The sequence below is a fragment of the Mesorhizobium sp. M0698 genome (assembly GCF_040320455.1).
Lineage (GTDB): Bacteria > Pseudomonadota > Alphaproteobacteria > Rhizobiales > Rhizobiaceae > Mesorhizobium.
Genome location: NZ_JAMYPQ010000002.1, coordinates 400,851 through 427,736 on the forward strand (window position 1 = coordinate 400,851; position 26,886 = coordinate 427,736).

A 26,886-nucleotide genomic window follows, 5' to 3' on the forward strand; every position below is an offset into this window, starting at 1 on the left:
CTTCCGGACAGTAGGGACTGGACTATGGGCAAGGTAACAGGGTTTCTCGAGATCGACCGGCAGGTGCACAAGTACCAGCCGGCTTCCGACCGCATCCGGCATTTCCGCGAGTTCACGCTGCCGATGTCGGACAAGGAGGTCGAGAAACAGGCCGCGCGGTGCATGGATTGCGGCATTCCGTATTGCCATGGACCGACCGGCTGCCCGATCCACAACCAGATCCCGGACTGGAACGACCTCGTCTACAATGGCGACTGGGAAAACGCGATCCGCAACCTGCATTCGACCAACAATTTTCCGGAATTTACCGGCCGCATCTGCCCCGCACCTTGCGAGGAAGCCTGCACGCTGAACCTCGAGGATATTCCGGTCGCCATCAAGACGATCGAGCAGGCGATTGCCGACAAAGCCTATGAAACCGGCCATATCCGGCCCTATCCGCCGGAACGGAAGACCGGCAAGCGCGTCGCGATCATCGGCTCGGGGCCGGCAGGCATGGCGGCTGCCCAGCAACTCGGCCGCGCAGGCCATGACGTTCACGTCTATGAGCGCGAGAGCCGGCCGGGCGGGCTGATGCGCTACGGCATCCCCGATTTCAAGATCGAGAAGCATTATATCGACCGGCGCATCGAGCAGATGCAGGGCGAAGGTGTCAGCTTCCATTGCGGCGTCAATGTCGGCGTCGACAAGCCGGTCGCCGAACTGCTCGCCGAATATGATGCCGTGCTCTATTGCGGCGGTTCCGAAACGCCGCGCCCGGCCAACATCCCGGGCGACGATCTCGACGGCGTGCACGACGCCATGCCCTATCTGGTGCAGCAGAACAAGCGTATCGGCGGCGAGCCGATCCAGTCGGTCGCATGGCCGTCGCGCCCGATCGTCGCCGGCGGCCAGCATGTCGTCGTCGTCGGCGGCGGCGACACTGCCTCAGACTGCGTCGGCACCGCCTTCCGCCAGGGCGCGGTGCGCGTCACCCAGCTCGACATCCGGCCGCAGCCGCCGGAAAAGGAAGACAAGCTGTCGGTCTGGCCCTACTGGGCGACCAAGATGCGCACGTCATCGTCGCAGGCCGAAGGCGCCGAGCGCGAATTCCAGGTGGCGACGCTTGAATTCATCGGCGAGGACGGCCAGCTGACCGGGGTCAAATGCTGCGAGGTCGACGAAAAGCGCAAGCCAATCGCCGGCACCGAATTCGTCATCCGCGCCGATCTCGCGTTCATCGCCATCGGCTTTGCCGGGCCAGCCGCTCGCGGGCCGGTCTCGGAACTCGACGGGCAGATGAAGATCGTCACCGACAGCCGCCGTTCGAAGAATGTCGAGGCCAATGACCGGGACTACAGGACCAGCGTCGAAAGGCTCTATGCGGCGGGCGACGTGCGGCGCGGCCAGTCGCTGGTCGTCTGGGCGATCCGCGAGGGCCGCCAGGCGGCGCGCGCCATCGACGAGGCGCTGATGGGATCGAGCGTGCTGCCGCGCTGAGCCCGTTCCGAAGAGGTTCTGTTTACTGGCGGATCGCCGTCGTCGTATCGGATGCGGCCGCCGTCGCAGGCTGTGTCTTGGGTGGCCACGAGAAATCGTCGGCACGGCCCGGTGAGGCGTCGGGCGCCTTGCCCTCGATTACCAGCCTTTCGCCCGGCAAATGCTTGTCCGCTTTTGCCGGCGGGGCGGCGCCGAGAAGTTCCGAGCCGCCGTCCAGCGCCGGATCGCTGAGCAGCATCGGCACGGTGCGATCGACAGCTATCGGTGCGGCAGCAGGTGACGGCGCCTCGACGGGAGCGCCGGCCGGGGCAGAAACCGGGACCACGCTTCCCGGCGCGGCCAGCCCAAGGATCTTCATCAGCGGCTTTTCGGTATAGAAGGCGAGCTTGCGCTTGCCGGCCTTCGACATGTTGATGCCGTCGTCGGAGCGCAGGCGCACCGATTGGCCGTTGATGTCCGGTCCGCTGGTGATGAAGGCGCCGTTCTCGTCGACGAACCCGTCCCAGACGTCGACGAATTCGCCGCCGTGGCTTTCGGCGGACGAGCGGAAGATGTCGTTGAAGGCCAGCATGTCGGAGGTCATTTTCGAGACCCGGAAGGCCGGCATGCCAACCCACAGATACGGCACCTTGGTTGCTGCGATGGCCTTGCCGAACGCTTCGGTCCGGCGCTCGTATTCCTTGGTCCAGTTTTCGGATCGCGGCTGCTCGCGCACATCGCCGACGCGCATCTGCTGCCGGTCGTTGGATCCGAGCATGACGACGACGGCTGCCGGTTTTTCGGCGGCGATCAGCGACTTGACCTGGTCTGGCCAGTTGTAGACATCGTCACGCACGAAGCCGGACGATCCGTTGGCACGGACGACGATCCTGACGCCGGTGTTCTCGGCAAAGGCGGCGTCGAGCCCCTCAGCCAGCCCAGACGCCATGAAATCGCCGACCACCAGAACGACGCGTGCATCCGGCGCCTTCTCGGCCACCGGGGTTGTCGGCTCGGCCGGCGGCGGCCGGCGAACTGACCGGGGCTTTCTCAGCTTGGGCCTGGGCTTTGTTCTCTGGAATTCTCTCTGGAATTCGGGCGGCGGCTGCTCAAACCGCTCGCTTCTGCGCGGAAACAACAGGTCGCGCAGCGACCAGCCACGACTTTCCGGCTCCTGCGCCATGGCCGCGGTATGAAAGGCACTGGCGGAGCCGACTGCCAGAACGGCGATCGCCAGAACGAGGATCGGCACGCGACGAACGATTAACCGGATGCGCGCAGCCGAAACCAATCACCCTCTCCATCCCGCAACCGGCTCTAGTTCTGCCTGAGCCATTTGAGCACTTCCTTGCTCGGATACCCGTCCTGGGTCAAGCCAGCCTTTGCCTGGAAGGCCATGATGGCGGTTTTCGATCCGTCACCGATCTTGCCGTCGAACTTGCCGTCGTAATAGCCGTGCTCGGAAAGTCGCTTCTGAAGCTCCTGCCTTTCCTCGAAGGAGAGCTTGGTAAACGGTCGTTTCCAGTCCTGCACAAGCCCGCCATAGCCGGCAATTTCGTCGGCAAGAAGGCCCACGGCGAGCGCATATTTGTCGGCATTGTTGTAGCGCTTGATGACCGAGAAATTCTTGATCATCAGGAAAGCCGGCCCGCCGCGGCCGCCGGGCAGCTTCAACGTCGCCTTGTCCGCACCGTTCTTGAACGGCCTGCCGTTGGCACGGCTGACCCCCAACGCCTGCCATTGCGACAGCGACTTCGAGCCTCCGGGCAGCTTCTTGCCGTCCGGAAGGCTGACCTCATAACCCCAGGTCTTGCCTGCCTGCCAGCCGTTCTTCCTCAGCAAATTGGCGGCTGTCGCCAGTGCGTCGGGAATCGAATTCCAGATGTCGCGCTTGCCGTTGCCGTCCATATCGACCGCATAGGACTGGTAGCTGGTGGGGATGAACTGGGTATGGCCCATCGCGCCGGCCCATGAGCCGCTGAGATGGCTTTCGTCGATGTCGCCGGTCTGCAGGATCTTCAGCGCCGCGATCAGTTGGGTGCGGGCAAATTTCGCTCGCTTCGGGTCGGCATAACCAAGCGTCGCCAGCGAGCGCACCACATTGCGCATGATATCATCGCGCTTGAGGGTTTCGCCGTAGTTAGATTCCATAGACCAGATGGCCAGCAGGATGTAGCGGTCGACGCCGTATCTTGCCTCGATCCTGTCCAGCCAAGGCTTCCATTTCCTTGCCATCTGCTGGCCGACGGCGACCGACTGGTCATGGACGCGGTTGTCGAAATAATCCCAAGCGGGTGCGGTGAATTCGGGTTGAGTACGGGCCTTTTCCAGCACCACCGGGTCAGCATCGTTGATGCCCTTGAATGCCTGGTCGTAGACGGAGCCGGAAACGCCGCTCGCCACGGCGGTAGCACGGAAGCTGGCGACCCATTGGCGGAAGCCGGCATCGGCAAAAGCCGACCCGCTGGGCATGAGCAAGGCAAGCGAGAGGCTGGCGGCCGTCAGGACGCTGGTGAAGCGCCTTGCGGCGTTGCGAACGGACATCTTTTCCTCCTTCTTCATCTCAGGAAGACTATTCATCGCCGAACCCGGTTAGCATTTGGTTTACCATAGGTGTCGTCCGGGGTGAAAAGATGCGTCAATGCTTTACCAGCTGAGATTTCTGACCCGCCGTTCAGTAATCCTCGATTTCGGCATGAAAATGTCTCGAATCGGGATTGCCGAACAGTCATGCAAATGGATAATTGGCACATGAAGAGAGTTCGCAAGGCAGTGTTCCCGGTTGCCGGTCTCGGCACGCGCTTTCTCCCCGCCACCAAGGCCATTCCCAAGGAAATGCTGACGGTCGTCGACAGGCCGGTCATCCAGTATGTGGTCGATGAGGCGCGCGAAGCCGGGATCGAGCATTTCATCTTTGTGACCGGCCGCAACAAGGCGGTCATCGAGGATCACTTCGATGTCCAGTTCGAGCTCTACGACACGCTTGCGCAGCGCGGCAAGGACGACCAGCTCGCCCGCCTGCAGCGGCTGCAGCCGGCGCCGGGGCAGACCAGCTTCACCCGCCAGCAGGTACCGCTCGGCCTTGGTCACGCCGTCTGGTGCGCGCGCGAGCTCGTCGGCGACGAGCCCTTTGCGCTGCTGTTGCCCGACATGATCATGCAGTCGGAAAAAAGCTGCATGAAGGACATGGTCGAGCTTTACGCCGAGACCGGCAACAACATCGTCGCCGTGCAGGAATGCGATCCGGCCGAGGCGCACAAATACGGCATTGTCGGCCGCGGCGAGGACGCGCATCACGGTTTCCGCATCACCGGCATGGTGGAAAAGCCGAAGACCGGCACGGCGCCGTCGAACCTCTACATCAACGGGCGCTATATCCTGCAGCCGGAGATATTCAAGATACTCGAAGGTCAGGAAAAAGGCGCCGGCAACGAGATCCAGCTCACCGATGCAATGCTGAAGCTGCAGAAGCAACAGTCCTTCTACGGCTACCACTACCGCGGGCGGACGTTCGACTGCGGCTCGCCCGAAGGCTTCGTCGAGGCCAACGTTGCCTTCGCACTGTGGCGCAGAGACATGAATGCCAGCATGGCCGGTGTCATTCGCACGCTTCTCGACGAACTCGCGCCGTCAGAACGCCGCGGCGTAGCCTTGTAGTTTCAACACCGGTTGCCGCGCTGATCGGCTAAAGCGCGCCGCGTTCGACCGGCCTCATGCGACGCGCTTTAGGTTCTTGTTTTACGCAAGTCGTTATCGCAAAACCGCTGCACACTTTTGCGCGACATGCATTTAGCGCTGCAACTTCAAGCCGACGAAGATACTGTTGGCCGTGTAGTCGCGCCCAACCAGGTTGCTGGTCAGTTTTTCAGTCCTGGCGCGGGTGGTGAGCCCGGTGTAGCGGTTCAGCCACCACGTCAGCCCAGCCTCGGCGCTCAGCGTCAAATCATGATCGTCGGAGCCGGTATAGTCGCGCCATTCAAGGCCGAGAGCGGCATTTCCGGTCAGGTTGGCGCGGATCTGCCGCTCGCCGGTGAGGCTGCCGGAATAGAGCATGTCGCCGCTTTCGCCCGCATTCGTCGTGTTCTCGGCGGTCGTCTGTGCGGTGAGCCCGATCGTGGTGCCGCGTTCCGGCGACCATTTGAGATCGGCATTGACCGTCGCGCCCGAAATAGCCGGCAGGGCATCGTCGTCGATAGCTTCGCGCAGCCAGCCGACCGAGAACTCGCCGCTAAGCTTCTCGCGGAGATCGAGCTCGACGCCGGCCCGTGCGCCAAGCCTGGTCGAGGAGCGCTGGAAGCCGTTTGGATCGACGCGCAAATCATAAGCGCGCCGGCCGATCTCGATTTCGGTGAACGGGGTGATGGCAGGCGAGATCTCGTAACCGGTACGCAAAATGGCCGTGTAGAGCGTCGAGTCGCGGCCCTTCTGCGACAGCGATCCGCCCGACGAAAGCTTGGCGTCGCCAAAGATGTCGTGCTCGACCGCGCCAGTCAGCGCGAAGCGCATTTTGCCGGCATCCTTCTCGACGGCGAGACTGCCGTTCACGGTCTGGCGCACCGGCTGGCCAACGGCGCCGACGACCGCGTCCGGCGCCGAGGCCGATTCGGGCAAGGCCTCATAGCCCAGCTTGGCGATGGCGCGCAGATCATTGTCGAGATCGATGTTGAGTGTGCCGTCGACGCGGCCTTGCGCCTCGTGAATGTCATAGCCGGACAAGGTTTCGCGGAAGATGCCATAGCCCTCAACCGTCGCCGAATTCTCCCGCCAGTCGGAGACGGCGTTGAAGCGCAGCGTCGTTTCCGACAGCAAGGCCGGCTTGCCGAGGCTGCTCGAATCGGCGTTTGTCGAAGACGTCAGGCCTTGCTCGAGCGTCGGCCGGATCACGAAGGAGCCGAGCTTGATGCCGGTGGCGGCGAACGGGTCGTCCTCGTTCTTGTTGTCCTGGCCTTCGATGGCTTCGGTGCGCTCGGCGCCAGGGTCGAGCTTGAGCCTCTCGGCGGAATCGATGGTGACGGCACGGCGGTTGACCGTATCCTGCTCGTCTATGGCGGCGGTATCGGTGTCGTCGGTCGCCGCCGCGGCTGCAGTCGCGGTTCTCTTGCGCTTCTGGCTGTCAGCGGTCTCGTCTTCGGCGTTGGCCGCATTGGCGGCGCGTTGCGTCGCGCTTGGCCGCCGTCGGGGGGGCGGAGCAGGGTTGTCGGGAAATGGATCGCCGATGGCCGCTGGTTGATCGAAAGTGCCGCCGGTTTTGGCCGCCTCGCCCGTGCCGTCGTCAGGCAACGCCCCTTGGCTGGCCGGGCGATAGGTAGGCAGCGGCGTATTGTCGTTGGCGGTTGCAGCAGCCTGCGCGGCTTGGGTTCCGGCTATGCTCGATTGCCTGATCTTGTACTGCTGGTCGTCCAGGATTGTCGATTCCGAAACCTCGCCGCGCAGCTCGGTTTCCTGGGCGCAAAGCAGTGCCGGCCGCGACAACGCAAAGACACTGGTTGCCAGCAGCAAAGCGCAGACCGCCTTGCCCTTTCGTCCCATTTTGTTTTGAGGCTGAAACCCGGACATCGGCACCACTGCTTGCGCGGCGCACGCGCGCCATACTTACGAAACCGTAAATGGGGATGGTTAACGGAGCGTTGAGGCATAGCCCGTCAGGAGGTTCGGGACGGCAATTCCGTTGGACAGGCGCGCGCCGAAGCGCTAATCGCATCGTCCATGGACGTGAAATCCCCAGACAGGAAGCGGCATGACGGGCAGGCCGCGATTGCCTCGGCGCTGAGAACCGTGGCGACGGAGCAGGCCGGCGTCGCGGCACTGGCAGACGCTCTCGAAAACGGGCTGGCCGAGCCGTTCGCACGAGCCGTCGGCATGGTGTCGCAGATCGATGGCCGCGTCATCGTCACCGGGGTCGGCAAAAGCGGCCATATCGGCTCGAAGATCGCCGCAACGCTCGCCTCGACCGGCACGCCGGCCTTCTTCGTCCACCCTGCCGAAGCCAATCACGGCGACCTTGGCATGATCGCCAGAAACGACGCCATAATCGCGCTTTCGTGGTCGGGCGAAAGCCTTGAGCTCAAGGGCATCATCGCCTATTCGAGGCGCTTCTCGATCCCGCTGGTCGCGGTCACCGCGGGTGAAAAATCGGCTCTGGCGCGCGCGGCCGACGTTGTGCTTCTGCTGCCGCGAGCACCGGAAGCCTGCCCGCACGGGCTTGCGCCGACGACCTCGACACTATTGCAAATGGTGATGGGCGATGCGCTGGCCATCGCGCTCCTCGAGGCACGCGGCTTCACCCCGGACCATTTCCGCACGTTCCATCCCGGCGGCCAGCTCGGAGCCAACCTGACGCAGATCCGCGAGATCATGCATGTCGGCGACAGGCTGCCGCTGGTGTCGTCAGGTACCGGCATGCGCGAGGCAATCCTCGAATTGTCGCGCAAGGGGTTTGGCTGTGTGGCCGTGACTGCCGCGGACGGCAAGCTGATCGGCATCATCACCGATGGCGACATCAGGCGCCATATCGGCAGCGATCTCCTGGCAATGAGCGTCGATCAGGTGATGACCAGAGAGCCGAAAATGGCCGCGCCCGACACGCTTGTTGCGACGGCGCTGCAGACGATCAACGACTCGGCTATCACCAGCCTGATGGTGGTCGAAGGCAGGCGGCCGATTGGGCTCGTCCATCTGCACGACCTGCTGCGCATCGGTGCTGCCTAGCGGGCTTCTAGACCGCCTCGACCGTCAGTTCCAGGTCGGTATCAGCGGCGCCCGTCACGCGCACTTGCGTTCCGGCCGGCAGGTCAGGGCCGGAGACGCGCCACAACATGTCGCCCAGCTTTACGCGGCCGCGCCCGTCCTTGATCGGCTCGGCAAGGGTCGCCGTCCGGCCGACCATCTGTGCGCCGCGACGGTTGAGAAGGGGCTGGTCGGTTTCATCATGGCGCCCGCCCACCAGCCGCTTGCCGACATAGGCCGAGACCAGCGACAGCGCGAGGAAGGCGAGGACCTGGACTTGCCAGGTCCAGAAACCGGCATCCCAGATGAGCAGTGAGACGACGCCGATCAACAGCGCGGCAATGCCGATCCACAGCATGAAAATGCCCGGCGCGATGACCTCCATTACCAGCAGGACGAAGCCGAGGACCATCCAGCTCCACGGGCCGAGTTCGGAAACAATGCGGTCGAGCATGGCTGTGGCCTCAGGTTTCGCTCGGACGAACGACCGGCGGGCGGGCGGCCTGTCGTGCGGCACCGGCGGTGCCTTCGCTTCGGAAAACTTCCTTGGCGATTTCGCCAATACCGCCGAGCGTGCCGATCAGCGATGAGGCCTCCATCGGCATCAGCACGAGCTTGCTATTTGTCGCTGAGCCGATCTTGGTCAGCGCTTCGGTGTATTTCAGCGCGACGAAGTAGTTGAGCGCCTGCACGTCGCCTTTGGAAATCGCCTCCGACACCACCTGCGTGGCGCGTGCTTCAGCCTCGGCCGAGCGCTCGCGCGCCTCGGCATCGCGGAAGGCGGCTTCCTTGCGGCCTTCGGCCTCCAGGATCTGCGATTGCTTGAGGCCTTCGGCGGCGAGGATCTGCGCGCGCTTATTGCGCTCGGCCATCATCTGTCGGCCCATCGATTCGACGAGATTGGCCGGCGGGTTGATGTCCTTGATCTCGACACGAGTGATCTTGATGCCCCAGGGATGCGCCGCCTCGTCAACGACGCGCAGCAGGCGCTCGTTGATGGCGTCGCGGTTCGACAAAAGTTCGTCGAGGTCCATCGAGCCCATCACGGTGCGGATGTTGGTCATCGTGAGATTGAGAATCGCATTCTGCAGGCCGGAGACCTGGTAGGCGGCCTGCGCCGCGTTGAGCACCTGATAGAAGGCGATGCCATCGACGGCAACGGTGGCATTGTCGCGGGTGATGATCTCCTGCGTCGGAACGTCGAGCACCTGCTCCATCATGTTCATCTTGGCGCCGACACGGTCGACGAAAGGCACGATCAGGTTGAGGCCTGGGTTCAATGTCTTGGTGTAACGGCCAAAACGTTCGACGGTATAATTATAGCCTTGCGGAATTGTTCGGATGCCCTTGATAAGCACCAGCACGACAAGGGCGACAAGAACAAGAAGCGCGATATCAAAACCACTGAAACCCATTTGGCTCTCCCCTCAAAGGCCGGCCATGTTGGATATTCCACGCGACCGATTCCCATCAAACACTTAAGTGTGTTTCAGCAATGTTACAATCAGGTGATCACGGATTGCGGGTGCATAGACGGGTGATCTGTTCAGGCCCAGCCGGACAGCTCGCGCCGCACCATCGCCTCGATCACCGCCATGCCCTCGGCACTGTCGTTGAGGCAAGGGATGTGTGCGAACTTTTCGCCGCCGGCATGATGGAAGGTCTCGGACGCTTCCCTGCCGATCTCGTCCAGCGTCTCGATGCAGTCGACGGAAAATCCTGGATTGACGATGGCGACCGATTTCACGCCTTCGCGCCCTAGTCTTTCGACCGTCTTGTCGGTGTAGGGCTGCAGCCACTCCTGCGCGCCGAAGCGCGACTGGAAGGTGGTAATCAGCTTGTTTTCATCCCAGCCGAGCTTTTCGCGCAGCAGTCGGGTCGTCTCGAGGCAATGGGCCTGGTAGGGGTCGCCCTTGTCGGAATAGGGTTTCGGAATGCCGTGATAGGAAGCGATGACAATTTCCGGTTCGAAGTCGAGGCTCGCCAGATGCTTTTCGATCGAACGGGCGAGCGCCTCGATATAGGCCGGCTCGTTGTAATAGGGTGGCACGCTGCGAATGGCCGGGGCGCGGCGCATCTTCATCAGCGCGCGAAACAGCTGGTCGTTGGCAGTCGCAGTCGTCGTCGCCGAATATTGCGGATAGAGCGGGAAAGACAGGATGCGGTCGCAGCCTTGCTCGACCAGTCTCTCGGCCACGCTCTCGGTCGAAGGGTTGCCGTAGCGCATCGCCCAGTCGACGACGACATTGGGTAGCTCGCCGAGCGCGAGCCCGAGCTTCTCGGCCTGGGCGCGGGTGTAGGTTCGCAGCGGCGACTCGTTGCGCTCCCGGTTCCATATCCTGGCATAGTTGGCCCCTGATTTCTTCGGCCGGGTGGTGAGGACCACGCCGTAGAGGATCGGATACCAGATCGCCTTGTTGAGCTCGATGACGCGCGGATCGGACAGGAACTCCCGGAGGTAGCGCCACATCGGCTTGAAGCCGGTGCCGTCCGGGGTGCCGAGATTGATCAGCATGACACCGACCTTGCCGGTCCTGACCAGAGGGCGCCCTGCCGACGGCGAGGCGGCAGTCTTCTCGGCTTTGATTTCAGCAGGGTTGGCAAGCGTCATGAGGTTCTCCAACACCGCGAACCAACGGTGCCGCGGCGAAAGTAGCGATGCCGCGCCGGTTTTCAAATGCTGCGTCTGGCCGCACCTTATCCCAGAAATGCAACACCCGCCCGGTCTGCCGGGCGGGTGCATTGCGTTCCTGCGGCCGGATTACTTCGAGGCCGCCGGGATCGTCAAGGTTGCGCCGACCGGAAGGCGGCGTGGCTCGTAGGCTTTGTTGGCATCGGAGATTATTTTCCATTTGGTGCCGTCGCCATAAGCCTTCACCGCGAGATCCCAATAGGTATCGCCGGCGACGATTACATGGCTGCTTTCGGCCGGTGCCGGCTCAGCCGGAGCAGGGGTCGCCGGAGCCGGTGTGGCCGGAGCCGCAGGTGCCGCCGGCTGGGCCGGCTCGGCGGGTGCGGGTGCCGGCGCTGTTTCAGCCGGGACGGCCGGCGGCGTCTTGGAAATGTCGCCAGAGCCGGCCGGCATTTCGGGCATTGCCGGCTCAGCAGGCTTTGCCGGCGCAGCCTCAGCAGGTTTTGGCGGTTCGGCAGGGTTGGCAGGTTCTGCGGCCGGCGCCACGGTCGCGGCGATCTCGGTGATGCGGCCGTCGAGCTTCGGCGTATAGGGCCGGTGCGCGCCTAGGTAGTCGGCGACGACCTGTTCAAGCCCCGGGCCGTAATCATAGACGTTCTTGGCCTTCTCGGCGAACACCTTGTAGCCGTCGCCGCCCTGGCGGACATAGTTGTTGGTGGCGACCAGGTAATCCTTGTCCGGCTTAATCGGCGTCCAGGCGCCGCCTTCCATGACCTCGACCGATTTGACGCGTCCGTTAGGCGGCGCCGATTTGTCGAACGCATATTTCAGGCCGGCAACCTGCGGGAAGCGCCCGGCGCCGTCCTCGACCTGGCTGAGGCCGCTTTCGAGGCCGGCAACCAAATCCTTGCCGGAGATATGGAAGGTCGCCAGCGTGTTCTGAAACGGCAGAACGGTGAGAACCTCGCCCATGGTGACCGTGCCCTGGTCGATGGAGGCGCGCAAGCCGCCGCCATTCGAGATGACGATCTCGACACCTTGGCCCTTGACCCGGTCGAGGACGGCGTCGGAGACCAGATTGCCCATCTCGCATTCGCGGGCACGGCAGTTTTCGCGACTGCCGTCGATCGCCTTGGTGGTCTCGGCGACTTCCTTGTTCTTCAAGGCCTCGATCGGCGCGCCGAGTTCCTTGATGCGGGCAAGCACGGCGGGGTCGGGCGTGATCGATTTGTCGAGATGGATGGGATCGCCGCTTGCCTCCTTGACGACGCCGTTGTCGTCGAACACGACCTTGAACTCGCCGAGATATTTCGAATAGGACGCCGCCTGCACGACCGGCACTTTGTAACCGTCCGGATTGTCGACCATCGTCGGATATGGGCCTTCCGCCTTGGGGTCGGTGTTGGACAGCAGCGAATGGCTGTGGCCGCCGACCACCACGTCGATGCCCGGGATCTTGGCGATCACGTCGCGCTCGCGCTTGTAGCCGATATGGGTGACCGCGATGATCTTGTTGACGCCCTCTCGCTTCAGTTTCTCGACCTCAGCGGTGATCGACTTGACGTCGTCTTCGATGGCAATGTTCGGGCCAGGGGTGGCAAGCTCCGGCGTGTCGTTGGTGACCGCGCCGACGATGCCGATCTTCTGGCCGCCGACCTCGACCACGATCGACGGCTTGACGCGGTCGCCGAGCTTGGATTGCGCATTGGCCTTCACATTGGCGCCGAGCACCGGAAACTTGATCATGTCGAGAAACGGCGCCAGCGCCGACTCGCCATCGTCGAACTCATGGTTGCCGAGAGCCTCGGCATCGAATTTCATCTGGTTGAGGAATTCGCCTTCGGTCTTGCCTTTGTAGGTCGTGTAGAAGAGCGAGCCCTGGAAATTGTCGCCGGCGCTGAGCAGCAGCACGTTCTGGCCTTCCAGCTTCTTGCGCTCCTGCGCGATCGCGGTGACCAGGCGGCCGGCGCCGCCGACGCATTCGCCCTTGGTCTCCTCCTCGGCCGAGCAGGTCGATTCGTACTTGTTGTTGCTCTCGATGCGGCTATGCCAGTCGTTGATGTGCAGGATGTTGAGCGTGTAGTCGGCAAAGGATACCCCTGCCGACAGGCCAAGCGCCGATGCCGACAGCGCGGCGATGGCAGCAATCTTCTTCATTCTCGTCTCCCGGATAACTTGACCAGAGGCGTTTAACGCTCTTGTTTGACTGGGATGTAACAGCCCTCTTGGGCTATGTTCACATCGCGTTTCAGTCGATGCAAGCGGAAATCGGCATCAGCTTTGCCGGCGCAAGAAGACGGCGGCTTGAAGCCGCCGCCCTTGTGCAAAGTAAATTCGGAATCGGATTTCAGGTGCGCCTGGTCAGCACAAAATTCTGTCCGCTCGCGCTGGTGCAATTGAGCTGGCTGGTGGAGACCATCAAGCAGTTGAAGCTGATTGGCGTCTGGCGGATCAGCGAAGTGCCATGGATCTCGACCGAGGTGCCGCCGGTCATGGTGTAGCTGCCATCGGCAAGCTTCTGGCCGGTGTCGGTTGCGACGGTCGCGAAGCTGCCGCCCTTGAAGGTGGACAAGCCCGTGCCCTGCGCGTCGATCCAGGAGCCTTCAACCCCTTTGGCGGTGATCACCGGCGGCTCGCCTGGGCCGGTTGTCGTGCAGGCCGCCAACGCGACCGTAGCGGCCGCGGCAATGCCAGCCGAAAGCAGTCTTTGCGCAATCGTCATCTTCAAGATCCTCTCCTCTCGCATCGGCCCAAAATCGATCCGATTTTCGGAAAGCACGATGCGCACATTCAAAGTGCTAGAGCGTACTTTGTGCGTCCAAATGGACGCACGTCGCTCTAGGCCGCCCCTCTTCAATCGCCCGATTTCCGGGCGATTGCAAGCTGGCGGAGTGTCGAGGCAACGCTGCTATCGAACGAGGATGTTGCGGAATTGCCACGGGTCTTTGGTGTCGAGATCCTCGGGAAACAGACCAGGCCGATTGTCGAGCGGTGTCCAGTCGGTATAATAGCTCCTGACCGGCCCGAGATATGGGTTCTGCACGTCGAGGCAGCGCTTGTAATCCATCTCGTCGGCTTCGACGATGCCGGCCTCGGGATTTTCCAGCGCCCAGACCATGCCGGCCAGCACCGCCGACGTGACCTGCATGCCCGTAGCATTCTGATAGGGCGCCAGCTTGCGCGCCTCGGCCAGCGATAGCTGCGAGCCGTACCAGTAGGCGTTCTTGGCGTGGCCGTAGAGCAGCACGCCGAGTTCGTCGACGCCATCGACCAGTTCATTTTCGTCGAGCACGTGATGCACGGGCTGAGCCTTGCCGGCGACACCGAACATCTCGTGCAGCGACAGCACTGCGTCGTTGCAGGGATGATAGGCGTAATGGCAGGTCGGCCGGTATTGCACCTTGCCCTTCTTGCCGCGCAAGGTGAAAAAATCGGCGATCGAGATCGCTTCGTTGTGTGTCACCAGGAAACCGTATTGCGGGCCGGGCGTCGGACACCATGTGCGCACGCGTGTATTGGCGCCGGGCTGCTCCAGATAGATAGCGGCCTTCGAACCGTTCTTGTGGCTTTTGGCGTTCTTCGGCATCCACGCCTCATGCGTGCCCCAGCCGAGCTCGGCCGGCTGCAGCCCTTCCGAAATGAAGCCTTCGACCGACCAGGTGTTCCAGAACACGTTCATCGGCTTGGGCTTCTTGGTGCGCTGGGTGTCGCGCTCGGCGATATGGATGCCCTTGACGCCGGCCTTCTTCATCAGCCTGGCCCAGCCTTCGCGATCGTGCTGCGCGGGTTCCGAGAAGTCGAAGCCAAGATCTGTGGCGAGATTGACCAGTGCCTGCTTGACGAACCACGAGACCATGCCCGGATTGGCGCCGCAGCACGAGATCGCCGTGGTGCCGCCCGGGCTCTTCGCGATTTCAGTACGTACGGTCTCGCGCAGCGCATAGTTGGTGCGTGAGGCGTTGTCGGCCTTTTCGTCGAAATAAAAGCCGAGCCAGGGCTCGACCACCGTGTCGATATAGAGGACACCAAGCTTGCGGCAGAGCTTCATCAACTCGAGCGAGGAAGTGTCGACCGACAGGTTGACGCAAAAGCCCTGGCCGCCGCCATTGGTCAAAAGCGGTGTCAGCAGCTTCTTGTAGTTCTTTTTGGTCACTGCATCCTGCATGAAAGTGATGCCGCGCTCGTCAAGCAATTTGCGGTCGGCGTCGCGCGGGTCGATGACCGTCATGCGCGACTTGTCGAATTTGAAATGGCGCTCGATCAGCGGCAGCGTTCCCCGTCCGATCGAGCCGAAGCCGATCATCACGACAGGGCCGGTGATCTCACCGTAAACGGGCCAGTTTTCATTCGCCATTTATCGATTACTCCCTCAAAAAACGCTTCGGAACAGCGGCTTGGCCGCGGCGCGACAAACCATAGATCATTGTCACAATAAAGCGAAAAGCGGACGGCCGGCGTTACACCGCGCCATCCCGGCTACGGCTCGACCAGTCTTGCGAATTCAGGCTTGAAGAGGTCACGTGCCTCGGAGACCGGCAGGTCCAGCAGATCGTCGGCGCAGGCCTCGGCTCCGCCTCAGCTGCTATCGACAGTACCAGGATCGCGGCCATGAACGTGACCGGCCTGCCAAGATGCTGGATCATTGTTCCCCCAAGCCACAAGTTACAGTTGTCTTCCGCCGACAGTCACGGTCGGCTGTCAGGCCCTTATAGTCAAGTTGTGCCCCGTTCAGTGCCAGACGCTGCTCAGCGAAAAGACGCTGCCAGCGCCGCCCCAGATGCGGATGGCGCATCCGCGCGTTTCAGCGGATTTTTGCCCTCGGCGCGGCTGTGGAGGCTCGAACCACCAGTTCTACCGGCAGAACGACCTGGCGGGGGGCTTCATTGTCAATAACCATTCGGGCGGCAAGCCTGCCTTTTCCGATCACGTCTTGCGCCACAGTGGTCATCGGAGGCGTGGTGCGTGCGGATTCAGCAGTCCCATCGAAGCCAACGACCGATACGTGGCCCGGCACGCCGATGCCGCGGCGAACCGCCTCGTCCAGTATTGTGATCGCCTGCCAATCCGACATGGTCAGGATCGCGGTTGCTTCAGGCGCCCTGTCGAACACCACTGCTCCGGCAGATGGCTCGCCTGGGATCGTCTCGAGGATCGGGACATCGTCGATCGACAAATTCGCCTCCGCCAAACCCTGTTTGAAACCGTCGAGCCTTTCATCGTCGAGCGGGAAGCCGGCCAGAAGCGGGCGCATTGCCTGTCCGGGCACGTGGACAATCGGTGGGCCGGGAGTCCGTCGCACCGAAAGGATGGCAGGGGATCGTCCATAATTATGCGCGGCTGGCCGATGGGCAGCTCTTCTGTGCCCAGGGTGCCATTCAAGTCGTTCCGGCGTGAGGGGAGGAAAATGCGATGGAACTCGCTTATGACAGTCATCTGCTTGCTCGAATTCTGCTAAGCGTCGCGACTGTGGGTTACGGTGTAGCGACGATCAAAGCCGACTTGAACGCCACACATGCAACCAATCCGTTGTGGACCCCACACGCCCGGTTTCATGTCGTCTGGCAGGTGCTGAGCTACACCGGAGTGGCGCTGATTGCGCTCGGACTTATCTGGATCAAGGGACAACTCGAAGCCGAGCGGCTCTATCTCGCCGGGGGATTGGCCGCGGCTATGTATGGAGCATTCTTCGCGGCCATGCTCTCGCGGCCGATCTATGGCGGCGTGCTGTATGACGAGAACGGCTATCTGCCGTTCCGGCCGCCGTTTGGACCGGCGGGCTGGCGGTGGGACGTCAACGTCACCGTCTTTACCGCGATGTCCGCGATCCTGCTGCTGGGCCTGGCTGCGATTTAGGGCAATTCCAGGAAAGGTGTGAAACGGTTTTCCGTCCGGGATTGCGCAGAAACAAAGAGATAGAGCGGTTCGGCGTTTCCGTGAGACGATGAACTGCTCTAGGACAGCGCCAGCGCCCTGAGCCACGCGACCAGCCGGTCACGGTCGGCGGTCATCCCCTTGTAGTCGAGTTGTGCCTCGTCCAGCGCCAGAAGTTGTTCGGCCAAGGACGCCGCGAGCGCCGCGCGGTCGGGGTGGCGTTCCAGCACGGCGAGCGGGTCGAGATGGATGCGGATGGTGAAGAGTACGTCGCCCGAAACGGGGAGCTTTCTCAGCGTCTGCCGCTCGACCCGGATAAAGACATGGGCGTCGATGTCGCCGTCCGGGAATCTCGACGGGCGACTGCTGGCGCGGTCGATACGTTCGAGGTTGGAGAGCGGATGGTAGAGCGCGTCGCCCGCCTGGATCGACCAGTTGTAGCGCTCGACGGCTTGGCCCTGGAGGCCGTCGAACATGCGGTTGATGAGATCGGCCGGGCGTGTGCCCGGGCCGAAACCCGGTACCGGCGCGTGGATCTGCTGCAGCGGCTTGCCGAATTTTTCGATCAGCGACCATGACGAGGGGAAGCAGAGCGAGCCGGCCGCCAGACGCCAGCCGCTGTCGTCGCGGCGCATCAGGATCAAATCCTCCTGCACAAGCAGCGAGGCCGCGACAAGCGGCGCATCGCTGAAAGAAGCTGCGGTGCCCGAGCCTTCGAGATCGTCGGTGCCGCCGATCGCCTCGATCGCATTGTCGGTACGCCTGTGGGTCTCAGGAAAGTTCGCCGCCAGATGCGCACCGAGCAGATCGAGCACTTCGCGCTGGGCGTCGCGCGTTGCTTGCTCCTCGACAAAAACCTTGTCGGGAATTTCCGCGTAAAGCCGGCGTTTCTCGGCAAGATAGGGCAGCAGATATTCGTCGACCTCGATCCAGCTATCGAGATTGAGCGGCTTCAGCCCGATGGTGAACAGTTTCGACGAGCCGTCATAGGGTGTGTGGGTCGGTGTGCGGAAACTCATGCTTCTTTGTAGGCTTCCAGTGCGGCGGCGGCCATTCTCGCCGTGAATTCGGTGATTTCGTAATCGGCGGCACCTGCCTTGGCGAAGGGATCGTCCGCCAGTCTGGCATCGAGTTCCTCGCGTGGACCGCGCGCGATGATGATGCCGCCGGTCCTTGGCCGCTTTGGCCCGGAGGCGACAAAGATACCTTGCGCATAGCAGGCCTTCAGCCACTCGACATGCGCTTGCTGCAGGCAGTCGATCTCGGTCAGCGGCACCTTGTAGTTCAGCGAAACCACGAACATTGTTGTCTCCAGATGCTTCAGCCCAGCCGCGCCGGGATCAATCCGCGCAGCGAGTTGCCGACGAACAGCGCCTTGGCCGATTGCAGTTCGTTCCACGTGTAGAGCGCTTCACCGGCGCGGCCTTGATCCAGCAGTTCGCCGCGCAGGACGCCAGGCAGCAGGCCGCAATCGAGCCGCGGCGTGGCCAGCACGCCGTCGCCGAAATCGGCAAAGACGTTGGTGATCGTGCCCTCGCAGATTTCGCCGCGCTCATTGGCGAGCAGCACCTCGTCGGCGCGGCTGGCGAGATATTCGGCGCGGGCGCGCGTATAGGGTTGTCGGCGGCTGGTCTTGTGACGCAGCAGCGTGTCGCTCGAATCAAGCCGCACCCGTGCCAGTTGAAGTGTCCAGACCTTGTCTGCGGCGAGCGGCTCGTAAGGCTGCGCCGAAACCGCGACTTCGCCCTTGCGCGACAGGACGAGGCGAGTGCGCAATGCGATGTGCTGGGGGCCGACCGCATTCATCAGTGCTTCGCCGACCCTTTGCGGATCGCAGGCGAAACCGAGTTCGCTTGCCGAGCCGTAGAGCCGCGCGAGATGGCGGTCGAAACGGAGGAAACCCGAGCCGGGTTCCCAGCGCATTGTTTCGATCAGTTCGAAATCGGCAGTGTTCCCGTCGCGAAACGGGCTTTCAGCAGACACTCCTGGTACTCCTCTTCGGCTGTCGAATCGAAGACGACGCCACCGCCGACATTGTAGACCGCCTCGCCATTGGCAAAGAGCGAGATGGTGCGGATCGCCACGGAAAAGCGCATCCGGCCGCCGGGCGCGATCCAGCCTATGGCGCCGCAATAGACATCGCGCGGGCCACTTTCCAGCTCGCGCAGGATCTCCATGGCGCGGATCTTCGGTGCGCCGGTAATCGAGCCGCAGGGGAACAGCGCGGCGAAAATCTGGCGGATGGCGAGGCCGGGCAAGAGTTTCGCCCGCACACGGCTCACCATCTGGTGGACGGTCGGGTAGCTCTCGATGCGGAAAAGCTCCGGCACATCGAGCGTGCCAACCTCGCTGATCAGTGAAATATCGTTGCGCAGGAGATCGACAATCATCCGGTTCTCGGCCTGGTTCTTCTCGTCGTTGCGCAAGAACGCTTTCAGGCGATCGTCCTCGGCTTTTGTTGCCCCGCGCGGCGCGGTGCCCTTCATGGGATGCGTCTCGATCATGCCTTCCGCGTCCACCTCGAAGAACAGTTCGGGCGAACGCGACAAGACGATCGGATCGCCGAGCGCGACCAGGGCCCCATACTTCACCGGCTGGCGTTCGGTCAGCGCGTTGAAGGCGACCAGCGGATCGCCCGACCATTGCGCATGGACCGGAAAGGTCAGATTGCCCTGGTAGCAGTCGCCCTTGCGGATGTGGTCATGCAGCCTGGCAAAGCGTTTGGCGTAGTCGTCCGAAGACCAGGCTGCCTTGGCGTCGAAGATTGGGCCGTTGCTAGCCGGCAGATCGCCTGGCGCGACCGTCTCCTCGACCGGCGCATCGAACACGCCGAGGCAGAAAAGCGGGGCGCGGCGGCCGGCCGGCAGCAGCGGAACGAGCTTGGGTTCGAGCAGGTAACCGGCCTCGTAGGAGAAATAACCGGCCAGCCATTTGCCGCCGTCATGTGCAGCCTGCGCGGCTTCCAGCGCCGGCAAAAAATCCGCCTCGCCATGCGCTGCGATTATCTCGGCCGGCCGGTCGAAAACGAGCTGCCGCGCGGTCTCGTCGTTCCTGAAAATTGCAAAGGGCAGGGGCAGGGACATAAGGCTCGGATGCTGCGGTCACCAGCGATCGATCTATATGGGGGCTCGACCGTGCGCAATCGAGGGAACGGCGTCTCAAGACGCAAAGGCGCGGCGGCAAAAACAAAAGCGGCGCCCGAGGGCGCCGCCTTGTTCCAGATGCCGCCTGCGATGGATCAGGTGTTGCTGGCTTCTCCCGCGGTCGGGAAGCGGCGCGCAAATTCCTTTTCGTCGCCGGCGGCAAGCAGTTTCGCCTGCTCGATCCAGCGTTCACGTTCGATGCGGCCGTCGAAATTCAACGTCGCCTCGATCCGCTTGACATCGTCGGGCGTCCAGGCGGCGATCTGGGCATAGGTCGTGACCCCAAGCCCTTTGAGCAGCCGCTCGTTGGTCGGGCCGATGCCGATCAGGCGACGCAGATCGTTGGCTTTGCCTGCCGCGGTGGCTGTTGCCTTGCCGGTCGCGGCTTTCTTTGCAGATGGCGCGGCCTTGCTTGCCGCTGGCGCGGTCGTCGGCGCGGCGCTCGCTTTCGATGCAGGCGGTTTCGGTGTTGCCGTTTTCGCGGCACTTGCGCGTGGCGCGGTCGCGGCCTTCGCCGTTGCAGATTTCTTCGGCGCCGGTTTGGCCGGTGCGGATGTCGACATCAGCGTTGACGGCGCCTGCATCGCCGCCTTGGTCGCGCCGGTCTTGGCGGCTGGCGCCTTGGCTGTTGCCGCCTTCGCGGTTGGCGCCTGGGTGGTTTTCGCCTCGCCCAGCCGGCGTTCGAGATCGGCGCGGGCGCGGCCGCATGCATCCAACTCACCGGTCAGACGGTCGCTATCGGCCCGCAATCTGTCGCGTTCGCTGCGCGTGCGGTCTAGCTCGCCGCGCAAACTGTCGAGTTCGCCACGCAGGCGTCCCCAAATGAACCAGCCAACCAACACACCTACCAGGAACGCCAGGAGCATGTAGAAAAAAGTGCCCATTGTCTTTCTCTCTCCAGTCCGATCCGTCCGCCCTGGCCTGTAGAGCCATGACCTCGGCGAAGGACCATTCGATGGTGGTTCCGCAATTTGCAGAACAGCCGGCTTCGATCGAGCCGTCGGCGACCGGTTTGCCCCTGGCCAACAGCCGTTGTCGCATCCGCCGACACGCCATGACAGGTCGGGATTTTCCGACCGGATCCATTCGTGCCCGGCTGAGCTTGAGGGCGGACGCTATCATACAGCTTACGGGAATCTAACGAAAAACTTCCATGGAAAGTTATTTAAGAACAAATAACCAAGACAAGAATAGAACCATCGCCAATATGCATTGCTGCTAAACTGTTCTGGAAAACCCGGTCATCCGGTGTTGCGCATCACCCAGTGTTGCGCATCAATTGTCCAGTGCTTCCAGCTCGTCGATCAGTCCGCTGATCACGCCAAGCCCAATCTGCCAGAAGGCAGGGTCGGCCGCGTCGAGGCCGAACGGCGCCAGAAGCTCGGAATGATGCTTGGTGCCGCCGGCGCGCAGCATGGCAAAATATTTCTCCTGAAAGCCGCGCTCGGCGTTCTGGTAGACCGCGTAGAGCGAGTTCACCAGGCAATCGCCGAATGCGTAGGCATAGACGTAGAAAGGCGAGTGGATGAAATGCGGAATATAGGTCCAGAAAACCTCGTACCCCTCGCGCAGCTTGATCGCCGGCCCGAGGCTTTCCGCCTGCACTTCCAACCAGAACTGGCCGAGCTTGTCGGAGGTCAGTTCGCCGCTCCTGCGCTCGGCATGCACCTTGCGCTCGAACTCGTAGAAGGCGATCTGGCGCACGACCGTGTTGATCATGTCCTCGACCTTCTGGGCGAGCATGGCCTTGCGTTCGCGCTTGTCGGTGGTCTGCTCGAGCAGCGAGCGGAAGGTCAGCATTTCGCCGAACACCGATGCGGTTTCGGCCAGCGTCAGCGGCGTCGATGCCATCAGGGCGCCCTGGCCGCCGGCCAGCACCTGGTGCACGCCGTGGCCGAGCTCGTGCGCCAGCGTCATCACGTCGCGCGGCTTGCCCATGTAGTTGAGCAGCACATAGGGATGCGCCGAAGGCACGGTCGGATGGGCAAAGGCGCCAGGCGACTTGCCAGGTCTCACCGGTGCATCGATCCAGCTGCGGTCGAAGAAAGTTCTGGCGATCTCCGCCATGTCGGGCGAAAAGCGCTGGTAGGCGGAAAGCACGGTGTTCTTGGCCTCGTCCCAGCCGATGACCGCCTGTGGGGTCTCGGGCAATGGCGCATTGCGGTCCCAGTGGTTCATCACCTCCATGCCAAGCCAGCGCGCCTTCATCGCGTAATAGCGATGCGACAGGCGCGGATAGGCGTCGCGAACCGCGGCGGCGAGTGCATCCACCACGCTGCGTTCGACGCGGTTGGCGAGATGGCGGGAATCGGCAATGTCCTCGAAGCCGCGCCAGCGGTCGGAAATCTCCTTGTCCTTGGCCAGCGTGTTGGTGACCAGCGTGAAGACGCGCAAATTCTTGCGGAAGGTCGTGGCCAGCGCCTCGGATGCCCGGCGGCGCACCTCGCCGTCGGCATCCTGAAGGCGATTGAGTGCCGGCTCCAGTGTCAACTCCTCGCCGTCGACGTCGAAGCGCAAATCGGTCATCGTCTCGTCGAACAGGCGGTTCCAGGCCCCGCGCCCGGTGATCGATTTTTCATGGAAGAGCTGCTCGATGCGGTCTTCGAGCTGATAGGGCTTGTCCTTGCGCAGATCGAGCACCCAGGGCCGGTAGTGGGCGAAGGCGGGATCGGCGGCGAGTGCGGTTTCGATCGCGCTATCGTCGATGAGATTCAGCTCGAGCGCGAAAAACAGCAGGTGCGCGCTGGCATCGGTCATCTTTTCCTGGATGTCGCCATAGAGCTTGGCGCGTTGCGGATCCGACGTGTTGCCGGCATAGACAAGCCCGGCATAGGAGACGATCCGGCCGATCAGCTCCTCCAGCGCTTCATAGGCCTGAAGCGCCTCGCCAAGCCTGCCGGCGCTGCCACGCCCGGCCTCGGCGGCGAGCGTGCCTTTCCAACGGCTCTCGAAGGCGATGGCATCGACGGCGGCCTTGGCGATGTCGCGCTTCAACTCGGGCGCTTCCATGCCCGAATAGAGATCGGCCAGATTCCATTCCGGCAGGTCGCCAAGCTCCGCCACGCCCTGACCGGGCGCCGCCGCCAGCTTTCGAGCAAAAACCATGCGCATTGCCGATCCTTCCAGACACAAAAATTCGAGGAAACGAGAAGCCGGTCAAATCCTAAGGAATTCATTCACCGGGTTTTTTGAAAGCTTATTTAGAACCCTGTGCCAAGATGATCCATAGGGCGCATTCTCGGGCGGGCACGGTCGGATCAGTCATGGCAGCTTCCATACTCATAGTCGATGACGATCCCGTGCAGCGCAGGCTGCTCGAGGCGGCGGTGACGAAATTCGGCCACACCGCGATCGTCGCCGATGGCGGCGAGGCCGGTCTCGATCTCGTCGACGGGCCCAATGCGCGCGACGTGTCGGTGGTCATCCTCGACCTGATGATGCCGGGCCTCGATGGCATCGGCGTGCTGAAGGCGATGCGCGAGCGCGGCATCCACATTCCCGTCATCGTGCAGACCGCGCAGGGCGGCATCGAAACCGTCGTTTCGGCAATGCGTCACGGCGCCTTCGATTTCGTCGTCAAGCCGGCCTCTCCCGACAGGCTGCAGGCGTCGATCGGCAACGCCCTCAAGGTCGAAGCGCTCGAAGGCGAAGTGAAGCGCTCGTCACGGCAGCGCGGCGGCCATCTGACGTTCAAGGACATGATCACCCACAGTCCGGCGATGGATCGGGTGATCCGGCTCGGCCGCAAGGCGGCGGCGTCCAACATTCCGATCCTGATCGAAGGTGAATCCGGCGTCGGCAAGGAACTGGTGGCGCGCGCCGTCCAGGGCAGCGGCGACCGCCGCTCGAAACCCTTCGTCACCGTCAATTGCGGCGCCATCCCAGACAATCTGGTCGAATCGATCCTGTTCGGGCACGAGAAGGGCTCGTTCACCGGCGCCACCGAAAAACATACCGGCAAGTTCGTCGAAGCGCACACCGGCACGCTGTTCCTTGACGAAATCGGCGACCTGCCGCTCGACGTGCAGGTCAAGCTGTTGCGCGCCGTACAGGACGGCGAGGTCGATCCGGTTGGCGGGCGCTCGGCCGTCAGGGTCGACATCAGGCTGATCTCGGCAACCCATCGCAACCTGCTGCAGCAGGTCAAGGACGGCAAGTTCCGCGAGGACCTGTTCTATCGGCTGAACGTCTATCCGATCTTCGTGCCGCCATTGCGCGACCGTCGCGACGACATCCCCTATCTGGTGGAGCACTTCATGGAGAAGGTGGCGCCCGCCGATCCGCGCCACCGCCTGCGAGGCATCTCGGCTGCGGCGCTTGCCATGCTGCAGGCCTATGACTGGCCGGGCAACATAAGGCAGCTCGAAAACGCCGTCTTCCGGGCCTCGGTGCTCGCCGACGGCGACATGCTGACCGAAGAAGAATTCCCGCAGATCCGGGCGCAAGTCGAGGGCACGGTCAATCTCGATTCGGGTATCGCCTTGCCAGCTCCAGGGTGGCCAGCTTCAGGGGGGCCAACTCCAGGGTGGCCAGCTTCCGGAGTGGCTTCGGGCAGCCAGCCGCGCGACAACATATCGGCCGCTGGCGGCATCGCAGCCGCCGACGCCGATGCACCAGCCAAGCCTCGTTTCGGCACGCTGCGGGCGCTCGACGAGCGCGGCAATGTGCGTGCGCTGGCCGACGTCGAACTCGAAATGATCAAGCTCGCCATCGATCACTATAACGGCCAGATGAGCGAAGTCGCCCGCCGCCTCGGCATCGGCCGGTCGACGCTCTACCGCAAGCTCAAGGAATACGGCATCGACCCGGAAACCGGCCGCGTCGAACGGCTCGCTTCCTGAGTCACAGGGCCAAGCCGGTTCTCATCCGGACATCATTCCACGCAACTGCGCCTCGAAATGATGTGTTCGCCACAGTGTTCACGTATTAAGGCGGACGGTAACAGATCGTGTTTCGAGCTGGCGCCAAAACATGATCTAAACCAGCGGTTTACCAAGATATCCTGCGCAATATTTTTGGCGGGATATCGCCACCGTGTTACCGCATTTCGGCTTCAATAAGCGATGATTAACCATTAGGATCGATATTCGGATGCACACACCACGCATCCGTTTGGTCAAATCCGGGGACAAAACGGCAGCCTGCAAGGCCTTTTGATTTGAGCAGAATCGAACGACACGAAAACGGGCGGCATTATCACATGAGCGTCTGGCCGAGATGGCTGGCAGCGGTGATTGTTGCCGTCGGGTTCCTTGCAGCGGCGGCAACCGGCGCCAGCGCCGAGACACGTTCGCTGAAGCTCTATCATCTCCACACGCATGAAAAGGCGGAGATCGTCTACAAGCGTAATGGCCGCTACGACCAGGCGGGCTTGCGAAAGATCAACATCATCCTGCGCGACTGGCGCCGCAACGAGCCGACCAAGATGGATCCGCGCCTGCTGGACCTGGTCTGGGAAGCGTATCGGGAGAGCGGCGCCACCGATTACATCCAGGTCGTCTGCGGCTATCGTTCGCCGGCCACGAACTCGATGCTGCGCAGCCGCAGCAGGGGCGTCGCCGAGAAGAGCCAGCACATGCTCGGCAGGGCGATGGATTTCTACATTCCTGGCGTCCCATTGAAGAAGCTGCGTGACATCGGCCTCAGGATGCAGGGCGGCGGCGTCGGCTACTATCCCAGCTCCGGCTCGCCCTTCGTGCATATGGATGTCGGCAATGTGCGCCACTGGCCCGGCATCAGCCGCCAGGAACTGGCGCGCGTGTTCCCCAACGGCAAGACGCTGCATGTGCCGAGCGACGGCAAGCCGCTGCCTGGTTATCAACAGGCGCTCGCCTCCTACAAGGCCCGCAAGGGCGCCGGCGCACCGGCCATCGAACTGGCCAGCGCAAGCAGCGGCGGCAAGAAATCCCGCGGGTTCCTGGCAGCCTTGTTCGGCGGCGGCGACGACGAGGCGGACGACAGCGCCGATGTGGCGATGGCCGAGCCAGCACCAAAACCCCGTAACGTGAAGCCGGCGCCGTCCGCCAAGAGCAGCAACCTGCCTGGTATTGCTATCGTCGCGCCTCAGGATGCCAAGCGCGCCGAGATACCGGAAGTCGCCGATGCTCCGGCGCCTGCGCCTGAACCGGAGAACGACACGCCGGAGACGATCATCGCGGCATTGCCGGCGCGCAGCATTCCGCTGCCGGATTTTGCTCCGCGTCCGAAGACGGACGTCGGCGCCCAGCCGCCTGAGAACGTTCCGTTCGGCGTGGCGGATGCGGCTGGATCGACTGAACAGGCGGTGGCGACCGCGCAAGCGCCGGCAAGCGTGGCGCCGGCAAATGTTCCGTTCGGCATAGCAGACCCGTCTGCCGCGGCCGGCCCGGTGCAGGTCGCGGCAAACAACATTCCCGTGCCGAGCTGGCGGCCCGATCATTCGCTGCCGGCCGATCTTTCGCCGGCTAGTCTTGCGCCGCAGGACAAGCAAGTGTTGCTGGCGCTGGCGAGTGCGGCCGAGCGGAGCAACACCGCCACCGACGCATTCTCGGTGTTGCCGTCGGCGCGGCCCGACAGTTCCCAGCCCGACGAGGTCAAGGCCGTTCTGGAAAGGGTCAGCGCGACCGACGAATACAAGGTCGCGTCGCTTTCCGAGCAAGCATCGGTGTTCGAGGAACCGGCGAGCGACGACGGGGCATCGAGCGACGGGGCATCGCCGCGCGAGGCCATCGTTGCCCGCCCGGCCGGCTCCGATCCGGCCGCCGTCATCGGTGCAGGCGTGAAGACCACACGCAAGGAACCCAGGGCCACCGCCCGCGACCTGAAGCCCGGCCCCAAGCCGGTGGTGGTCGCCGCCGCGCCGCAGGCCGCCCGGTGGGCGCTGCACAGCGGTGAGTATGTCGCAACCGTTTCAGATGCGACAACGGCGCCGCGCTACGCCTACGACTTCGTCCGTACGGCACCGAGCGAGGTCTATACGATAGGCTTCCAGCCGGGCAACGAGATGGCCGACGCAAACCGGTTCACCGGCAAAGCCGTCAAGTTCATGTCGGTTGCCCGCTTCAAGACCGAGTAGGC

Annotated in this window: 22 protein-coding genes; 6 read left to right on the forward strand and 16 right to left on the reverse strand. The window is 62.9% G+C overall.

Going from position 1 to position 26,886, the window contains the following annotated elements; translation table 11 throughout:
- The first annotated feature begins 24 nt into the window (after positions 1 to 24).
- A complete protein-coding gene (locus tag NKI16_RS06580; RefSeq protein ID WP_352448228.1) occupies positions 25 to 1,479 on the forward strand; it encodes a glutamate synthase subunit beta in 1,455 nt (484 codons plus the stop codon).
- 22 nt (positions 1,480 to 1,501) lie between these two features.
- Here the strand turns inward: NKI16_RS06580 and NKI16_RS06585 are convergent, their stop codons facing one another.
- A complete protein-coding gene (locus NKI16_RS06585) occupies positions 1,502 to 2,749 on the reverse strand; it encodes an SGNH/GDSL hydrolase family protein (RefSeq protein WP_352620376.1) in 1,248 nt (415 codons plus the stop codon).
- A 26-nt stretch (positions 2,750 to 2,775) separates the two neighbouring features.
- Positions 2,776 to 4,002 (reverse strand): lytic murein transglycosylase, encoded by a 1,227-nt coding sequence (locus NKI16_RS06590; RefSeq protein ID WP_352568143.1) that lies wholly within the window; start codon positions 4,000 to 4,002, stop codon positions 2,776 to 2,778.
- A gap of 207 nt (positions 4,003 to 4,209) precedes the next feature.
- Here NKI16_RS06590 and galU point away from each other — a divergent pair, with 207 nt between their 5' ends.
- Positions 4,210 to 5,115, forward strand: coding sequence for a UTP--glucose-1-phosphate uridylyltransferase GalU (galU, locus tag NKI16_RS06595; RefSeq protein WP_023675387.1), 906 nt, complete (start codon positions 4,210 to 4,212; stop codon positions 5,113 to 5,115).
- Positions 5,116 to 5,247: 132 nt separating this feature from the next.
- Here the strand turns inward: galU and NKI16_RS06600 are convergent, their stop codons facing one another.
- Complete coding sequence (locus NKI16_RS06600; RefSeq protein WP_502896702.1) at positions 5,248 to 6,987, reverse strand: outer membrane beta-barrel protein; 1,740 nt, start codon at positions 6,985 to 6,987, stop codon at positions 5,248 to 5,250.
- 177 nt (positions 6,988 to 7,164) lie between these two features.
- Between NKI16_RS06600 and NKI16_RS06605 the strand changes: the two genes are divergently transcribed.
- Positions 7,165 to 8,166, forward strand: a complete 1,002-nt coding sequence (locus NKI16_RS06605) for a KpsF/GutQ family sugar-phosphate isomerase (RefSeq protein ID WP_023675389.1) — start codon at positions 7,165 to 7,167, stop codon at positions 8,164 to 8,166.
- A gap of 7 nt (positions 8,167 to 8,173) precedes the next feature.
- On the opposite strand, the gene NKI16_RS06610 is transcribed toward NKI16_RS06605, so the two are convergent.
- The 7 genes from NKI16_RS06610 to NKI16_RS06640 all read right to left on the reverse strand — a co-directional run bounded on the left by NKI16_RS06610 (position 8,174) and on the right by NKI16_RS06640 (position 16,067).
- Entirely contained in the window at positions 8,174 to 8,638 is a 465-nt protein-coding gene (locus tag NKI16_RS06610) for an NfeD family protein (protein WP_352620378.1), read from the reverse strand.
- 10 nt (positions 8,639 to 8,648) lie between these two features.
- Positions 8,649 to 9,599 (reverse strand): SPFH domain-containing protein, encoded by a 951-nt coding sequence (locus NKI16_RS06615; RefSeq protein WP_352568140.1) that lies wholly within the window; start codon positions 9,597 to 9,599, stop codon positions 8,649 to 8,651.
- A gap of 131 nt (positions 9,600 to 9,730) precedes the next feature.
- Positions 9,731 to 10,795, reverse strand: coding sequence for a ferrochelatase (gene hemH, locus NKI16_RS06620; protein WP_352576121.1), 1,065 nt, complete (start codon positions 10,793 to 10,795; stop codon positions 9,731 to 9,733).
- Positions 10,796 to 10,945: 150 nt separating this feature from the next.
- On the reverse strand, positions 10,946 to 12,973 hold the full coding sequence (locus NKI16_RS06625) for a 5'-nucleotidase C-terminal domain-containing protein (RefSeq protein ID WP_352840216.1): 2,028 nt from the start codon (positions 12,971 to 12,973) through the stop codon (positions 10,946 to 10,948).
- Positions 12,974 to 13,163: 190 nt separating this feature from the next.
- Positions 13,164 to 13,538 (reverse strand): outer membrane lipoprotein Omp10, encoded by a 375-nt coding sequence (gene omp10 / locus NKI16_RS06630; protein WP_023720183.1) that lies wholly within the window; start codon positions 13,536 to 13,538, stop codon positions 13,164 to 13,166.
- A gap of 186 nt (positions 13,539 to 13,724) precedes the next feature.
- Entirely contained in the window at positions 13,725 to 15,170 is a 1,446-nt protein-coding gene (locus NKI16_RS06635; protein WP_352568136.1) for a homospermidine synthase, read from the reverse strand.
- A gap of 447 nt (positions 15,171 to 15,617) precedes the next feature.
- Positions 15,618 to 16,067, reverse strand: coding sequence for a substrate-binding domain-containing protein (locus NKI16_RS06640; RefSeq protein ID WP_352620390.1), 450 nt, complete (start codon positions 16,065 to 16,067; stop codon positions 15,618 to 15,620).
- A 158-nt stretch (positions 16,068 to 16,225) separates the two neighbouring features.
- On the opposite strand from NKI16_RS06640, the gene NKI16_RS06645 reads away from it, so the two are divergent.
- On the forward strand, positions 16,226 to 16,669 hold the full coding sequence (locus NKI16_RS06645) for a DUF6640 family protein (RefSeq protein WP_352568134.1): 444 nt from the start codon (positions 16,226 to 16,228) through the stop codon (positions 16,667 to 16,669).
- Between the two features lie 98 nt (positions 16,670 to 16,767).
- Here NKI16_RS06645 and NKI16_RS06650 read toward each other — a convergent pair whose 3' ends face one another.
- From NKI16_RS06650 to NKI16_RS06675, 6 genes are all read right to left on the reverse strand, one after another.
- The gene (locus tag NKI16_RS06650; protein WP_352568133.1) at positions 16,768 to 17,706 is read right to left on the reverse strand and encodes a heme-dependent oxidative N-demethylase family protein; all 939 of its coding nucleotides are present in this window, start codon (positions 17,704 to 17,706) and stop codon (positions 16,768 to 16,770) included.
- Entirely contained in the window at positions 17,703 to 17,990 is a 288-nt protein-coding gene (locus tag NKI16_RS06655; RefSeq protein ID WP_352454072.1) for a YciI family protein, read from the reverse strand. Before NKI16_RS06655 ends, NKI16_RS06650 begins: the two co-directional genes overlap by 4 nt.
- Positions 17,991 to 18,007: 17 nt before the next feature.
- The gene (locus tag NKI16_RS06660; RefSeq protein WP_352620392.1) at positions 18,008 to 18,670 is read right to left on the reverse strand and encodes an aminotransferase class IV family protein; all 663 of its coding nucleotides are present in this window, start codon (positions 18,668 to 18,670) and stop codon (positions 18,008 to 18,010) included.
- Entirely contained in the window at positions 18,619 to 19,770 is a 1,152-nt protein-coding gene (locus NKI16_RS06665; RefSeq protein ID WP_352588086.1) for an aminodeoxychorismate synthase component I, read from the reverse strand. Before NKI16_RS06665 ends, NKI16_RS06660 begins: the two co-directional genes overlap by 52 nt.
- Before the next feature lie 155 nt (positions 19,771 to 19,925).
- Entirely contained in the window at positions 19,926 to 20,714 is a 789-nt protein-coding gene (locus NKI16_RS06670) for a helix-hairpin-helix domain-containing protein (RefSeq protein ID WP_352620394.1), read from the reverse strand.
- Between the two features lie 391 nt (positions 20,715 to 21,105).
- The gene (locus NKI16_RS06675) at positions 21,106 to 22,941 is read right to left on the reverse strand and encodes a M3 family oligoendopeptidase (protein ID WP_352641179.1); all 1,836 of its coding nucleotides are present in this window, start codon (positions 22,939 to 22,941) and stop codon (positions 21,106 to 21,108) included.
- 152 nt (positions 22,942 to 23,093) lie between these two features.
- On the opposite strand from NKI16_RS06675, the gene NKI16_RS06680 reads away from it, so the two are divergent.
- Entirely contained in the window at positions 23,094 to 24,671 is a 1,578-nt protein-coding gene (locus NKI16_RS06680; RefSeq protein ID WP_352616227.1) for a sigma-54-dependent transcriptional regulator, read from the forward strand.
- A 359-nt stretch (positions 24,672 to 25,030) separates the two neighbouring features.
- Positions 25,031 to 26,884 (forward strand): peptidoglycan L,D-endopeptidase MepK, encoded by a 1,854-nt coding sequence (gene mepK, locus NKI16_RS06685; protein ID WP_352588074.1) that lies wholly within the window; start codon positions 25,031 to 25,033, stop codon positions 26,882 to 26,884.
- Positions 26,885 to 26,886 lie beyond the last annotated feature (2 nt).

Coding starts and splice junctions, on each gene's coding strand:
- NKI16_RS06650 (WP_352568133.1), bottom strand. CDS start 17,706: ATGAGTTTCCGCACACCGACCCACACACCCTATGACGGCTCGTCGAAA.
- NKI16_RS06645 (WP_352568134.1), top strand. CDS start 16,226: ATGGAACTCGCTTATGACAGTCATCTGCTTGCTCGAATTCTGCTAAGC.
- NKI16_RS06610 (WP_352620378.1), bottom strand. CDS start 8,638: ATGCTCGACCGCATTGTTTCCGAACTCGGCCCGTGGAGCTGGATGGTC.
- NKI16_RS06625 (WP_352840216.1), bottom strand. CDS start 12,973: ATGAAGAAGATTGCTGCCATCGCCGCGCTGTCGGCATCGGCGCTTGGC.
- NKI16_RS06665 (WP_352588086.1), bottom strand. CDS start 19,770: ATGTCCCTGCCCCTGCCCTTTGCAATTTTCAGGAACGACGAGACCGCG.
- NKI16_RS06615 (WP_352568140.1), bottom strand. CDS start 9,599: ATGGGTTTCAGTGGTTTTGATATCGCGCTTCTTGTTCTTGTCGCCCTT.
- hemH (WP_352576121.1), bottom strand. CDS start 10,795: ATGACGCTTGCCAACCCTGCTGAAATCAAAGCCGAGAAGACTGCCGCC.
- NKI16_RS06605 (WP_023675389.1), top strand. CDS start 7,165: ATGGACGTGAAATCCCCAGACAGGAAGCGGCATGACGGGCAGGCCGCG.
- galU (WP_023675387.1), top strand. CDS start 4,210: ATGAAGAGAGTTCGCAAGGCAGTGTTCCCGGTTGCCGGTCTCGGCACG.
- NKI16_RS06655 (WP_352454072.1), bottom strand. CDS start 17,990: ATGTTCGTGGTTTCGCTGAACTACAAGGTGCCGCTGACCGAGATCGAC.
- NKI16_RS06635 (WP_352568136.1), bottom strand. CDS start 15,170: ATGGCGAATGAAAACTGGCCCGTTTACGGTGAGATCACCGGCCCTGTC.
- NKI16_RS06580 (WP_352448228.1), top strand. CDS start 25: ATGGGCAAGGTAACAGGGTTTCTCGAGATCGACCGGCAGGTGCACAAG.
- omp10 (WP_023720183.1), bottom strand. CDS start 13,538: ATGACGATTGCGCAAAGACTGCTTTCGGCTGGCATTGCCGCGGCCGCT.
- NKI16_RS06640 (WP_352620390.1), bottom strand. CDS start 16,067: ATGCGCCCGCTTCTGGCCGGCTTCCCGCTCGACGATGAAAGGCTCGAC.
- NKI16_RS06590 (WP_352568143.1), bottom strand. CDS start 4,002: ATGTCCGTTCGCAACGCCGCAAGGCGCTTCACCAGCGTCCTGACGGCC.
- NKI16_RS06680 (WP_352616227.1), top strand. CDS start 23,094: ATGGCAGCTTCCATACTCATAGTCGATGACGATCCCGTGCAGCGCAGG.
- NKI16_RS06675 (WP_352641179.1), bottom strand. CDS start 22,941: ATGCGCATGGTTTTTGCTCGAAAGCTGGCGGCGGCGCCCGGTCAGGGC.
- NKI16_RS06600 (WP_502896702.1), bottom strand. CDS start 6,987: ATGGGACGAAAGGGCAAGGCGGTCTGCGCTTTGCTGCTGGCAACCAGT.
- NKI16_RS06670 (WP_352620394.1), bottom strand. CDS start 20,714: ATGGGCACTTTTTTCTACATGCTCCTGGCGTTCCTGGTAGGTGTGTTG.
- mepK (WP_352588074.1), top strand. CDS start 25,031: ATGAGCGTCTGGCCGAGATGGCTGGCAGCGGTGATTGTTGCCGTCGGG.